Consider the following 11,985-nt stretch of genomic DNA (forward strand, 5'->3'; position numbering starts at 1 on the left):
ATAGCTTTAGCTATAGTCCTTTAGTGGGCTTTAGCCTAAACGCGACTTCCAGTCGCAAAAGCATTCTACCGACTTCTAGTCGGTAGTTGTTGAATAGCTTTCATGATTTTATTAATAAATTCGATAGGGTTTCCAGGGTAGAAAGTAGCAGTACCATCTGCTGATAAAAGCCAATTTCTCTGTTCTACTGTTTCTTTATCAAATCTATATTTCACTAGTAAATTATCACCTAAATATTCATTCCATGAAATGAAGAGCTGAGTTTGTCCATTTTGATATCTAATAAATAGTGTTTTTTTTGATAAAATATTTGGATTTTCATCTACTAGCTTAAAGATTATTATCTGCTTATCGGTGAGGGGATCTGTTTTAGAATGTGAGATCCATTTACCCTTGCCTTTGAGTGAATCATCTTGAAGGGCTAGGTTTTTTATAAATGTATCATAAGCTAACAGTCTATCTTTATCATCTGATATTTGGGATATTTTTTTCAACTGAATTAGTATCTTTTCTTTGGTTAAAGTTTCTGCAGTTACTGCAAAAGTAAATAGAAAAATGATAATTAAGGTTAAACTAATAATTTTCTTTTTCATGATATCATTCCTTATAATTTTATTTTTAATTCATCATATGTAAATAACTATTCCAACTATTTGCAAAATGCCCTATTGCAAATATCAGAGTGGTAATTGTTAAATAAATTGAATTTATCCAAAAGGAAGCAAATAAAAAATAGCATACAGGAAAAATAGCCATTGGTATTGGAATAAATAATAAAGGCGTAAACAGTAATGAAAAATCTTGTCCTTTTAAAACATAACGTAACCATAAAACATAATATATTACTATACACAATATCATTAATAGTAAAAATAAATTAAAATTTAAATTAATAAAGCTCACATTTGAAGTTAGGAGAATAACTATAAAAGCAATTATTCCCATTCTCTCAATTATAGTGAACAATAAATTAACATCTTGTAACCTATTAGGAATATTTTTGGGGGGAAATATTACAAATAACAAGTTTGGTAACAGCACTACTGCTACAATTATTAATCCTACATAAGAAAATCCCAAATAAAACACCTCACTTCTTAGAAATAGACTCTAATTTGAATTTATATCAATACTTTATTTATCATTAGTTTATCAGTAATTAAAACAATCTAGGAATGTCTGATAACTATTATATTCCCGATATATCATGTTGCAAATACCTTTGATTGATGAGTCTTTGCGAAGTATGTCGGAAATATTTACTTTAATAACCATCTAATCAATATCACAATTACTTTTCTCCTCAAACAGAGTAGGGGAGTGGACTAAATCTAACACAATCCCTCACCATACCATAATCTTCGTAACTAAGCTAAAATAAAGAAGTTTGACATTATTTATTGTTGTCTTACTCACTTTTTCGATATAAAATATTAATTACCGACATAATACATTAATGTTAAAAATATCCCGAATAACTATTAATAAAAACTTAGCAAATCGCTAAGTTTTTATTAATTTTAATTTTTCCTATCTGTTTAATCTTTTAAATCTTTTATCATCTTTTTTATCCTTAACTACCATAATAGCATGAATCATTCCTGGTATATAAAGTAAAAAACATAGCAAAAAGTTTAAAAATGCTTGAAAAGGCTTACCGCATAGCAAAACCGCTACAGGTGGAAACAATATAGCCAATAAGTACATATATATTACCTCCCTCTAATTCGATATTACAGAACAATATCAATCCATATATTAACATATCTAGAAAGTAATTTAATATCACACATAGTTAATATTTAAAACTATCTCCCCAAAGCCCTCAGAGCCTGTACAGCCATCAAATCAGCAGCTTTCTCCATCTTACTATGCTGCATGTCCAATTCAAGAACGTAAGGTTTATTAGGCAGATGCTCATTAAGGCGATATAGATTCCCTCAGTATCAATTATTTAGCTTATGTCCATCTTTCTCAATTCTCCTAATAATATTGATAACATCCTGGATAGCTTCTTTAGGAAGGTCACGAGTCTGTTCAAATAATAGCTGTAAATCTTCTCGTTGACTTAGTTCATCCCAGAATTCTAATAGTTCAGGATCATCAGAGATTGCTGGTTCAATTTTATTATTAGGGTTTTGGCGATTGTCTTCAGTTATTCCTTCTAAGTAACCAGCTGCATCCATTAATTGTTTATATGTTATATTATTTCGAGCTACATTAGCTAAATTTTTTAATATTTCAGGACTAGGAGGTTTTTCTAGACTTTTATTTATAGATTGAGAAATATAAGTTCTACTTACATTAGATTCTCTAGCATATTCTGAGTTAGATCTATCTCCTCTGGCTTTTTCTATGAGTTTTCTAAATTTACTAGTGTTAAACATTTTAACACCTCCTATCTTAGATTATACTATATACGTTATAAATTTCAACAAAGCTATTGTTTAAATTTTTTTCATTTTCTGTTTAAAATATCAACAATAAGGTGGAAGTGGTTTATAATATTAACAGAGTTTAGAAAAAGAGGGCTGTTCTTGGAAGCAAACATGGATGAGATAGATAGATTATTTGAAAATGAATTTGAAGGTAATATAAGTTTATTTACTAAAGAAATAGGAGTTAATAGGAGAATTATCCAAAAGGATAGGAATAGAAAAAAGATGTAGATTATTCACAAAAAGAAGATATTGAGATGGAGGGACCGGCAATACTATTAATAGTTACTGATTAAGATAATTTAAGAAAGGGTGAGTAAGATGAGTGAAATTAAAGAAAGAGTTGAAGAAAGCCAAGAGAGGTTTATCATTACCGATGATGCTAAGGCAGATTGGGCTTTGGAGAAGTTAAGGGAATTGAAGGGTTTAAAGAGAGAAAAAGAAGAATTAGCAGAAAAGAGAAAAATAATGATTGATAGTTGGTTAGAGGAGGAGAGTTCTAAGATTGATAATGATATAGAGTTTTTTGAAGGGTTATTGACTGAATATGCTATGAAGTTAAAGGAAAAGAATAAAGATCTTAAAACTCATTCCCTGCCATTTGGTAAATTAAAATTTAGAAAACAGAATGCTAAATGGAATTATGATGAAGAGAAATTACTAAAATTCCTTAAGGTAGTGGGGATAGATGCTATTAAGGTTAAAGAGCAAATTGATAAGCAAGCATTGAAAAATATGGTTAAAGTAGTTGGTAATAAAGTTATTCACCCTGAAACTGGAGAGATTATTGAGGGTGTTGAGATTGAAGAAAGAGATGAAAAGTTTACTATAGATGTATAAAGCTAATCTACTATCTGTATCCACTAAGGAACAAGTGGCAGAGAAGGACAGGCTCATAACTCCTAACTTGGTGTAGCCTAGAGCATGGAATAGCTCAAGGCAAAAACCAAAAACAAGAGAGGAGGAGCCACCTTAGTATTATTCATCTTAAGTAGCTGGTCTAAGCCTAAGACCAGCTACCAATAAAGATTTGGCTTTATTAAAAAGGATGTGGAAAGAAGGTAAGAACAAAAAGGGGAGAATGTAAATGCCTAATTATAGTGAAGCTCTAGAAGTTGAAGAGATTGCTCAAGAAATTATAAAAGAACATAGAAATGATTTAGCTAACGCTCAGATATACTATATCTTTAGAGATAAAGCAGCTAAAAGTAAATGTCAATAAATCCATTTCCAACCTGTTGTTAATATTAATATGCTTTTAATATATCATTGATATACTCAAATATGTAATAAGCAGAATATCAGTATTGCTCTTGGGTTGGGTATTATATATCCTTTTTATATAACGATATTTAATAGTAAAATAAGGCAAATAAGAAGCAAATCATATTCTAAATATCTTATTATCTTTAATCTTATTTATATCTCTTTTCCCATTCATTTCTCATTATAATTTTTTGATTATCAACTAAATAATCAGTGGCTAGCTTGCCATAGAGGTGGTCAATCTCATGTTGGAATAATTCTGATAAATCATCATTAAATTGTTTAGTTATTTCTTTTCCTTCTTTATTTTGATAGTTAACTTTGATACTTCTGTGCCTTGTAATATTTACAAAAAAAGCAATATTAAAGCTATAACAACTATCCCAGACATTAAAGGTTTCTTCACTCTTCCATATGATTTTAGGATTAACCATAATTATCTCTTTATTATCTGAATTATAGTAGATTACCTTTTTCATATGACCTATTTGTGGGGCTGCTAATGCTCTACCTAGATTCTTTTTCAGTTGAAGGTCTGTTAGTGTATCCTTCAGATCTTGAATGATTTCTAGTAATTTTTTGTTAAAATCAGTCACAGTTGAAGATTTTTCTCGTAACTTTGGATTTCCGATCATTAATACTTCCTTTATAGCCATCATTATTTTCTCCTTTTGATTTAATAAACTTACTGTATTATTTCACTCACTAAGTAGAGTAGGGGATTGGGTTTAATACATTTCTGCTTAGCTCTTACTTATATTTGCTGTTAGGTATTTTTGATTTATTTTAGTGATTCCATTAATTTGTAAAAATATTTTGAGTCTTTAGTTTTATATAATTGATACCATGCTTCTAATGCATCCTTTTTCATTACCTCTATCTTTTTAAATACCTCGTATGAGAATTCCAATGGAGCAAGTCCTGAGGCAGTTATTAAATTATCATCTACCACTGTTGGGGCATTTATATAATGAGAACTTCCAATATAATCAGGACAGAACATTTTTAGAAAGTCCTGATCGTTACTTGTATGTTTTTTATTATCTAATAAGCCAGTTTGAGCTAAGGCTACTGTAGCACCACAAATTGCTGCAACTATAATCTTCTTATTAATTAGATTTGATACAATTTCTAATATCTTTTTATTTTTCTCATCCATCCATGTATCTGCTCCAGGAAGGATGAGTAAATCTCCAGCTTGGAATTTAACATCATTAATATCCTTATCGGGAGTGATAGTTATTCCCCCCATGGTCTTAATTGGCTTCAAAGTATTTCCAATCATTACAAGCTCTAATTTTGTATTTTTAGCAAAATATCTGCGACTATTTAACTCTGCAGTTATGAAAGCAATTTCCCAGTCAGCTAAAGTATCCAGAACATATAGATAGCATTTTTTAGAATTTGATTTGTTTGTCATTATTATCCTCCTAGTTTTTATTTCTATAATCATCTCAAAATTGAATGGCATCTAATTCTAAATAGAGTAGGGGCGGGATATAAGAACCTCTTATAATAAAAGTAATATTAAATAATTCAAATTAAGGCTAACTTAATTAAGTTAGCCTTAATTGTTATCAACTTTTATTTAGATCTTATTTATTACTAGTTAATACCAGTCTCTATTTCTTGGATAGGATTAGCAAAGTGTATTCCTTTAGTACTTAAATTATTTTTAGAATATTCATCAGCCGGAAGATAGCCTTTTTCTAAAAGATCCTTGATATAGAGTTTATTGTAGATAAAAGGGAAAACAAGAGCTGAAACTCCCGCAGTAACACAAGCAGCTAGGAACATGATTATTGCCCATTTGATATCTCCTCTGAATATAGCAGGGAAGAAACCAAAAAAGAATGTGGTCCATGAAAAGCCGATTGGTACTTCCTTGATTAGATTATTATTTTGGTTCTGTAAAGTAACTTTCATTATTAACACCCCTTAAGTATTTGATTTATTATATATGTAAAAATAAGTAGGTATAGACTCCTAATTACTAATATTAAAATATCTGAATTAAGTATAAATAAAAGTTAAAACTTGTCAATATGTATTAACTTACCACAATATAAATTTGGTGACTAAGATATATTATTTATTCTCCTCTAATCTCCTTCTTTTTTTAGTGGAATAATCCAGATTACAATATTGATAATTATAACTCCTATTCCTAAATAATAAGATACTGCATCTAGATCAGGTCCATAGATATTTCCTATAGCAAAAAAGGATATAAATAAAAATAAAGTAAATGTAAAGACTATTGTAAGTAATGTTAAGATTATCTTTCCTAATTTAGTTCTAATCTTAAATAAGCCTATAATAAATGCAACTAAAAGCATACTGAGTAATTCCATCTTTAACTCCTTTTGAAAATTTTTCTTAAGACATTAGATGGTGCTTCTACACTCTCACTTAAATCTTTCCTATGTAATTAAACCCATTTGACTTATTTCCATTCATAGTTGTATATACTACCTTTTCATACTCTAATTTATCAAAATCTTTTATTAGTTCGTCAATTCTTTTTTCAGCAAAATGCCTTAATATTGCTCCTTCATCTAATTCGAATACTCCATAACAATTATACTTATCTTTAAATTTCTTATATCTTTTAATATTTCTATCATCATCATTGAGTAAAAAATCATTAATATTTATTTAAAAGAATTAGTCAATATAATTTTTATAATTCTTAATATCCCATAACCTATTAAAATCAAAGCAACTAACATATTAGCTAATTGGACGATTAATGGTGAAATCAATGTCTTTAATATTGTTATAAGAAAGATAGAGAGGCTAAGAAAAAGAGGTGTAGCAAGACCTGCTGACAATCCAAAGACCATTAACTCTTTTTTGTTTAAGGAATATTCAACTGATCTAGCTGCAAATAAGCTAGTCCAAAAAAGAACTGTTAATGGACTGGATATGGTCAATAAAAAAGCTGAAATAAAACTTTTAAATAGATTTGATGAAGGGTCACTTATAGTTAAATTAATATTAATAGTCTCTGGAATATTTATAGCCATATAAAATCCAAAAGCAATAAGAACAATGGAACTAATAACTCCTAAAGTTTTTTTGACTTTTTTCTTCTCTAATAATTTACCTATTCCAGCAATAGCCAGTGCTATATATAAGTAATCTACAATTGTTACAGCAGCAACTGCAAATAATCCATCGATTAAAGATTTTTGAAGTGCAAGGTTTGCTAGAAAGAAGAAGACAGGTCCGATGGCTATTTGAAGAATTAATCCTGTTGATAGACCTCTTAAGAATACTTTTTTCATTTAATAAAGTCCTCCTTTAAGAATGGGAGCCATACTAATTAATAATTAATAGTATATTTATTGTTCTCACCAAGTAGGGTAAGGGAGGGAACTAAACCTCTAACACAGTCTCTCACCATATCACAATCTTCACAACTAAGCTAAAATAAAAAAGTTTTACAATTATTTATTATTGGTTTACTCATTTTTTTGACATTAAATATTAATTTCCGGCATAATACATTAATGTTAAAAATATCCCAAATAAGTATAAATAATAACTTAGCAAATCGCTAAGCTATAGAATAGAATTACTTTTTGCACAACCTTGCAACTGTATTATATCATACTGATTTAAATATTTGAAAATGTTTTTTATTACTAAGGGTTCTATTTTATAGCTAATAAAAGAATAATCCAAAAATAAAGAACCCCCAAATAGGGGGTTAACTAATAGATGCTGCTTCAATGAGAAGTCCGCTCCATAATTCATCAAAGATAGGTTCTTCACAATAGAAACCACCTTTTCTTAATGTATCTCTTATATGGATTCTAGTTCAAGATTATTATTTACAAGTTCTTTCATATCTATATTCTTGATGTTGTTTAGTCTGTTTTTTGAAACATTCTTTGCTAAGTAATAAGCTGCTTGTTTTGATTCTTTGTTGTCAGTTTTATTTAGCATACATATGCCTCCTTATAATCTTATAGAATTTTGGCTTATATATAAAATGTTCTTTAAATTTAAAACCTTTTATATGTTTTAATATAAACTAAGACTATTAACCTAATATTAACTATATGTTAATTTTTAATTAAATATAATCAGTTTTAGTGATGATTATAGATAGCATAGGTTTGATTAGAAAGATAAGAAAATCTTATGGAAGGATACGAAGTGTGATAACTTACTTGTAAAAAGGATTTACAGTAGAAAATTCTAATATATTAAATTTAAACAGAAAAATAGATATTTATATTTAGAATATTCTATCCTGTTTATTTTTTATAACTCAAGATTTCTGTATGGTTATAGGTATTATTTAGTCTAAGTATATAATCTTATAGTATAATTATTTACTTAGACACCTGATTAAGGTGTCTTTTTATACCTTCTCTTATACAATAACCTTTAACATATATGGCTATTAATTCATATGTTGAAGAGTGATTAAATGTAAAAGGAGGTATAATGGATGGAGAAAGTTGCTAGGAAAGTCGCTGAGATAGATAAGCTAATAGAGAAGTATAAATCAAAAATAAATAGCCCAGATACTTCGAAAGTAGTAAAGATAGCATCTCAGCATATGATTAGAGATTTAGAAATTTATAGAGCTAAGATCTCAAAACAGCTTAATTAATATTATTAATATGAAGTATTGAGTTGCTTAGTAAAAACAATGCAGGTTAAAATATAACTATAATTTGGGATGAAATGACAGTTAAATCAATAATTCAAAATCTGTATTGTAATGGTTATAAGGAAGATTGGATTTATAATTGAATATATAATAAGAGTAGGAACTAACACTCAGCAAGAGCTGGGTGTTTTTTTATGAACAATAAAATAATGGTAGATCTATTCATCAATATTAAGAAAAGCTTTTTTAAGCTGATTTAATTAGTATTTGAAGCAAAGAAATAATAAGGATTCTTGTATGCCAACTTTGTTACAAAAGAGAATGGGCAAAAGACTGGCAGGGGCAGCAAGTAATAAGAGAGAATTTATGAAATAGAGAAAACCTCCTAGGATAATCCTTAGGAGGTTAATAATCAACTTATAATTCAATTTTTATTTCTAAGACATCTAAAAATTTAGCTAACCATTCTGGATGTGCTGGCCAAGCAGGAGCAGTTACAAGATTACCATCTACATGAGCTTTATCAACTGCACAGTCGATCCAAGTTCCATTGGCATTTATCACATCTGGTCTTATAGCTGGATAAGCAGTACATTCTTTTCCTTCTAATACATTAGCTGCAGTTAAGATTTGAATTCCATGACAAATTGCAGCTATTGGTCTTTCTTGTTTAGCAAAATATTGAACCAAAGATATAACCCTTTCATTTAGCCTGATATATTCTGGAGAACGGCCTCCTGGAAGAAGCAAAGCATCATAATTATCAGGATTTACATCTTTAAAACTTGCATTTAACGTAAAGTTATGTCCTTGTTTCTCACTATAAGTTTGTGCTCCTTCAAAATCATGAATAGCTGTTTTTACAATATCATTTTTCTCTTTATCTGGACAAACTGCATCAATAGTACAACCTAGCATCTGTAGTGCTTGAAATGGAACCATTACCTCATAGTCTTCAACATAATCTCCTACTAACATTAGAATTTTCTTACTCACTAATATTTTCCTCCTCCATCTTGGTTTATGGTATTTATTTCTTCATTTATATTAATATCCCTTTGTATAATTTGGAAAAATCTCAAGATAAATATATACTATACTTTATCTATAAAGTACTTTGTTTATATTTTGAATTTATTACTGATTAATCTCATCTGCAGGAACTATTAATTTACAAATTATTATGGAATAAATTAACATGTTAGGTTAGTTTGAATATAATAATGTATATTAAACTAAAGAAAGGGGTGATTTGATGGGAATGTATCGCCGTCCAAGACCGCCAAGACCAAGACCTCCACGACCTGGTAGATGTCCTAGAGGATCAAGAGAGTATGTAGTTAGAAGAGGAGATACTTTTTATACGATAGCACGAGACTTTAATACAACAGTAGCGGAATTAAGAAGATTAAATCCAGGTATTAATCCAGATAGGCTTAGAGAGGGGCAGATTATCTGTGTTCCAGGTAGAGGTCCTTGTCCATATTATTAGACTGAGATCAGAGGGAGAAATATAGTAGTGAATAGGAAGTTTAAATTAGAATAAGCAATAAAACCCTTAGGATTTTATTGCTTATTATTTTTAATTTGTAAATAATTTATCTTAGACACTAATAATTATAAAGAATTTCTGTGTTATATTCAGATTTCTCTTTTTTCTTTAATTCTATTAATAGTTCTTTAGTAAATCCTCCTAGTTTATAGTTATCAATTGCATCTAAGTCTACCCAAGCATACTTTTGTGCTTCTTCATTTAATATTACATTATATGAATCGGTTTTACAGATGTAGTCGATAAATATGAAGTGTTTTTGCTTATGAAAAGTATCACTATAGATACTCTCTTTTAAACTGATTAGTTTGATATCATATATTTCTAACCCTGTTTCTTCTAGAATTTCTCTTTTTAGAGCATCTTCTATACTTTCACCTAATTCAATGTGTCCACCAGGAATTACATATTTGTTATCCCACTTATCTGATTTACATAGAAGTATTTTATTATCGGGGTTAAAGATGATAGCTCCAACAGTAGGTTCAGGATATGCCAATTAGATCACTCCTTATATCTTTGTTAGTCATAAAATTTATAACAGCTATGTATTAGCTAAATTTAGTATCCTAAATTTTCATCAACTATAATAATTTTAATTCTGTCCTTTTTTAGCTGTTTTTTGATTATTGTGATGTTATTACATATTCTATCTTTTGAATTACAGTCTACACAATAGCCAACTTTAGTGCAGGGAGTATTTTTATTGAGTCTTTTGGCATCAATAGGGGCTGCTATATTCTTAACCCTATTTTTGGCTTCCTCTAAATCTTTAACTATTTTATTCTTTCCAGCTACAATTATAACTTGTTTTGGTCCAAAGATCATTGCAGCCACTCTATTGCCATACCCATCAATATTATATAATTCGCCTTCTTCTGTAATTGCATTTGTACTGCATAAAAAGGAATCAGCACTGAAAACATCTGAATAAAGCTGATCTTTCTCTGTTCTTGTTAAATTTTCTTGATATTTATCTAAGAAAATATAATCTTTTTGTCTTAACAGATCGATAATACCAGTTTCAAATAAAGTCATCGAATCTCCAACTCCAACAACAGAACCCTTTGGAATAAGTTCGTTTACTTTAGTGAGCAACTCTTTGCGGGTTTTGACATAAAAGCCCTGCATATTATTATCACTTATATTATCTAATAATCTTCTTATTTGTAAATCATGGTACCATTTAATGTTTTCATCCATTGTTTTATCTTCCTCCTGAGTATAAAGTTATTAAGATTATTATAACTTGTATAAGATATTTTAGCTAATCGCATATTAGGAGTGATATACTATGAATATCATATTAGGATAACCAAGTATTAATTTGATAAGTTTTCCGAATCATCTTTTTCTATAAATTCAAGCTGTTTTGATAATGTGTTCTTTACAGGACAATCTAAAGTTTCCGCAAAAGCTCTAATTGGCAAAGCAGCAACACCTTTAGCTTTCAAAGGGACTGCAAAAAATCTAAATATCTTATTATGTAATTTCTCTAATCCTGTTAAATTTTCTACTATCAAAATTTCATTCTTCAAAAATAAGGTGTGAGCAGGGCGGTTCATCTTTTTTGAACTATCGATATTTAATGTGTCAACCCCCACAAGCCGTACTTCTTTAGCGATTAAATATGCTATTAATTCTTCTGACATATAAGGATATGAATGGTATTTGTCTTTACCCCAATATTTATCCCATCCAAAATTAAATAAAACTGCTTTACCTTTTAACTCTAAATTTTTGGGAATAACATCTAGACATACTGGTTTAAATTCATCTCTTCCCCGAACATCTATAACGATTCCTGGAAGAATTACCTCATCAATTTTAATTTCACTAATATCTCTACCAGCTGGATATCTATGATAAGGTGAATCAAGGTAGGTACCGATTGAAGTTTGAAATGAAATTTCTGTTATCTCAAAAGAAGCTTTTCCCTGATATTTGGGTTTTGATTCTTTATGGGTTAAAAATGGTTTTATATTTGCAGTATATTTAGTATAAGTACCATCTTCATTTTTCATTTTAAAACCTGGCATATCATTTTCGAAATAATGGCTTAAATCAATAAACATTTATATCATCCCTTCTTTAAGATT

The 11,985-nt window shown here is 29.1% G+C and carries 18 protein-coding genes; 5 read left to right on the forward strand and 13 right to left on the reverse strand.

What is annotated here, in order from left to right:
- Window positions 1–65 precede the first annotated feature (65 nt).
- The 3 genes from BX659_RS01510 to BX659_RS01525 all read right to left on the reverse strand — a co-directional run bounded on the left by BX659_RS01510 (window position 66) and on the right by BX659_RS01525 (window position 2,387).
- Window positions 66–593, reverse strand: coding sequence for a hypothetical protein (locus tag BX659_RS01510; RefSeq protein WP_097016060.1), 528 nt, complete (start codon window positions 591–593; stop codon window positions 66–68).
- A gap of 937 nt (window positions 594–1,530) precedes the next feature.
- Window positions 1,531–1,707: a YqaE/Pmp3 family membrane protein gene (locus BX659_RS01520; RefSeq protein ID WP_097016062.1), complete on the reverse strand. Its 177-nt coding sequence runs from the start codon at window positions 1,705–1,707 to the stop codon at window positions 1,531–1,533.
- Window positions 1,708–1,946: 239 nt separating this feature from the next.
- A complete protein-coding gene (locus BX659_RS01525) occupies window positions 1,947–2,387 on the reverse strand; it encodes a hypothetical protein (RefSeq protein WP_097016063.1) in 441 nt (146 codons plus the stop codon).
- 150 nt (window positions 2,388–2,537) lie between these two features.
- Here BX659_RS01525 and BX659_RS19345 point away from each other — a divergent pair, with 150 nt between their 5' ends.
- The 3 genes from BX659_RS19345 to BX659_RS19350 all read left to right on the forward strand — a co-directional run bounded on the left by BX659_RS19345 (window position 2,538) and on the right by BX659_RS19350 (window position 3,660).
- The gene (locus BX659_RS19345) at window positions 2,538–2,669 is read left to right on the forward strand and encodes a hypothetical protein (protein ID WP_258176085.1); all 132 of its coding nucleotides are present in this window, start codon (window positions 2,538–2,540) and stop codon (window positions 2,667–2,669) included.
- Between the two features lie 90 nt (window positions 2,670–2,759).
- Window positions 2,760–3,278, forward strand: coding sequence for a host-nuclease inhibitor Gam family protein (locus tag BX659_RS01530; protein ID WP_097016064.1), 519 nt, complete (start codon window positions 2,760–2,762; stop codon window positions 3,276–3,278).
- A 247-nt stretch (window positions 3,279–3,525) separates the two neighbouring features.
- Window positions 3,526–3,660, forward strand: a complete 135-nt coding sequence (locus tag BX659_RS19350) for a hypothetical protein (RefSeq protein WP_258176086.1) — start codon at window positions 3,526–3,528, stop codon at window positions 3,658–3,660.
- Between the two features lie 193 nt (window positions 3,661–3,853).
- On the opposite strand, the gene BX659_RS01535 is transcribed toward BX659_RS19350, so the two are convergent.
- The 6 genes from BX659_RS01535 to BX659_RS18870 form a co-directional block, all read right to left on the reverse strand.
- The gene (locus tag BX659_RS01535) at window positions 3,854–4,360 is read right to left on the reverse strand and encodes a peptide deformylase (protein ID WP_172431776.1); all 507 of its coding nucleotides are present in this window, start codon (window positions 4,358–4,360) and stop codon (window positions 3,854–3,856) included.
- Between the two features lie 125 nt (window positions 4,361–4,485).
- Window positions 4,486–5,175, reverse strand: a complete 690-nt coding sequence (locus BX659_RS01540) for a type 1 glutamine amidotransferase family protein (RefSeq protein WP_219884420.1) — start codon at window positions 5,173–5,175, stop codon at window positions 4,486–4,488.
- A 134-nt stretch (window positions 5,176–5,309) separates the two neighbouring features.
- Complete coding sequence (locus tag BX659_RS01545; protein WP_097016067.1) at window positions 5,310–5,630, reverse strand: hypothetical protein; 321 nt, start codon at window positions 5,628–5,630, stop codon at window positions 5,310–5,312.
- A gap of 176 nt (window positions 5,631–5,806) precedes the next feature.
- Entirely contained in the window at window positions 5,807–6,058 is a 252-nt protein-coding gene (locus BX659_RS01550; protein WP_097016068.1) for a hypothetical protein, read from the reverse strand.
- A 300-nt stretch (window positions 6,059–6,358) separates the two neighbouring features.
- Complete coding sequence (locus BX659_RS01555; RefSeq protein WP_097016069.1) at window positions 6,359–6,994, reverse strand: LysE family translocator; 636 nt, start codon at window positions 6,992–6,994, stop codon at window positions 6,359–6,361.
- A 520-nt stretch (window positions 6,995–7,514) separates the two neighbouring features.
- Window positions 7,515–7,658, reverse strand: a complete 144-nt coding sequence (locus tag BX659_RS18870) for a hypothetical protein (RefSeq protein WP_172431777.1) — start codon at window positions 7,656–7,658, stop codon at window positions 7,515–7,517.
- 511 nt (window positions 7,659–8,169) lie between these two features.
- Here BX659_RS18870 and BX659_RS18875 point away from each other — a divergent pair.
- Window positions 8,170–8,334 carry a hypothetical protein gene (locus BX659_RS18875; RefSeq protein ID WP_172431778.1) on the forward strand — a complete coding sequence of 55 codons (165 nt, stop codon included), beginning with the start codon at window positions 8,170–8,172 and terminating at the stop codon, window positions 8,332–8,334.
- A gap of 417 nt (window positions 8,335–8,751) precedes the next feature.
- Here the strand turns inward: BX659_RS18875 and BX659_RS01565 are convergent, their stop codons facing one another.
- Complete coding sequence (locus BX659_RS01565) at window positions 8,752–9,330, reverse strand: DJ-1/PfpI family protein (protein ID WP_097016071.1); 579 nt, start codon at window positions 9,328–9,330, stop codon at window positions 8,752–8,754.
- A 259-nt stretch (window positions 9,331–9,589) separates the two neighbouring features.
- On the opposite strand from BX659_RS01565, the gene BX659_RS01570 reads away from it, so the two are divergent.
- Window positions 9,590–9,826, forward strand: coding sequence for a LysM peptidoglycan-binding domain-containing protein (locus BX659_RS01570; protein WP_097016072.1), 237 nt, complete (start codon window positions 9,590–9,592; stop codon window positions 9,824–9,826).
- A 118-nt stretch (window positions 9,827–9,944) separates the two neighbouring features.
- Here the strand turns inward: BX659_RS01570 and BX659_RS01575 are convergent, their stop codons facing one another.
- From BX659_RS01575 to BX659_RS01585, 3 genes are all read right to left on the reverse strand, one after another.
- Window positions 9,945–10,385: an NUDIX domain-containing protein gene (locus tag BX659_RS01575; protein ID WP_097016073.1), complete on the reverse strand. Its 441-nt coding sequence runs from the start codon at window positions 10,383–10,385 to the stop codon at window positions 9,945–9,947.
- A gap of 62 nt (window positions 10,386–10,447) precedes the next feature.
- The gene (locus BX659_RS01580) at window positions 10,448–11,089 is read right to left on the reverse strand and encodes a lactate utilization protein (protein WP_097016074.1); all 642 of its coding nucleotides are present in this window, start codon (window positions 11,087–11,089) and stop codon (window positions 10,448–10,450) included.
- Between the two features lie 119 nt (window positions 11,090–11,208).
- On the reverse strand, window positions 11,209–11,961 hold the full coding sequence (locus BX659_RS01585; protein ID WP_097016075.1) for a cyclase family protein: 753 nt from the start codon (window positions 11,959–11,961) through the stop codon (window positions 11,209–11,211).
- Window positions 11,962–11,985 lie beyond the last annotated feature (24 nt).

The sequence above is a fragment of the Orenia metallireducens genome, from assembly GCF_003001995.1.
Taxonomy (GTDB): Bacteria; Bacillota; Halanaerobiia; order Halobacteroidales; family Halobacteroidaceae; genus Orenia; species Orenia metallireducens_B.

Bases quoted from the DNA above. Each gene is read 5' to 3' on its own strand.
- BX659_RS01555 (WP_097016069.1), bottom strand. From the start codon at position 6,994: ATGAAAAAAGTATTCTTAAGAGGTCTATCAACAGGATTAATTCTTCAA.
- BX659_RS19350 (WP_258176086.1), top strand. From the start codon at position 3,526: ATGCCTAATTATAGTGAAGCTCTAGAAGTTGAAGAGATTGCTCAAGAA.
- BX659_RS01525 (WP_097016063.1), bottom strand. From the start codon at position 2,387: ATGTTTAACACTAGTAAATTTAGAAAACTCATAGAAAAAGCCAGAGGA.
- BX659_RS18870 (WP_172431777.1), bottom strand. From the start codon at position 7,658: ATGCTAAATAAAACTGACAACAAAGAATCAAAACAAGCAGCTTATTAC.
- BX659_RS01520 (WP_097016062.1), bottom strand. From the start codon at position 1,707: ATGTACTTATTGGCTATATTGTTTCCACCTGTAGCGGTTTTGCTATGC.
- BX659_RS01585 (WP_097016075.1), bottom strand. From the start codon at position 11,961: ATGTTTATTGATTTAAGCCATTATTTCGAAAATGATATGCCAGGTTTT.
- BX659_RS01535 (WP_172431776.1), bottom strand. From the start codon at position 4,360: ATGGCTATAAAGGAAGTATTAATGATCGGAAATCCAAAGTTACGAGAA.
- BX659_RS01545 (WP_097016067.1), bottom strand. From the start codon at position 5,630: ATGAAAGTTACTTTACAGAACCAAAATAATAATCTAATCAAGGAAGTA.
- BX659_RS18875 (WP_172431778.1), top strand. From the start codon at position 8,170: ATGGAGAAAGTTGCTAGGAAAGTCGCTGAGATAGATAAGCTAATAGAG.
- BX659_RS01530 (WP_097016064.1), top strand. From the start codon at position 2,760: ATGAGTGAAATTAAAGAAAGAGTTGAAGAAAGCCAAGAGAGGTTTATC.
- BX659_RS01550 (WP_097016068.1), bottom strand. From the start codon at position 6,058: ATGGAATTACTCAGTATGCTTTTAGTTGCATTTATTATAGGCTTATTT.
- BX659_RS01570 (WP_097016072.1), top strand. From the start codon at position 9,590: ATGGGAATGTATCGCCGTCCAAGACCGCCAAGACCAAGACCTCCACGA.
- BX659_RS01540 (WP_219884420.1), bottom strand. From the start codon at position 5,175: ATGCCATTCAATTTTGAGATGATTATAGAAATAAAAACTAGGAGGATA.
- BX659_RS01580 (WP_097016074.1), bottom strand. From the start codon at position 11,089: ATGGATGAAAACATTAAATGGTACCATGATTTACAAATAAGAAGATTA.
- BX659_RS01510 (WP_097016060.1), bottom strand. From the start codon at position 593: ATGAAAAAGAAAATTATTAGTTTAACCTTAATTATCATTTTTCTATTT.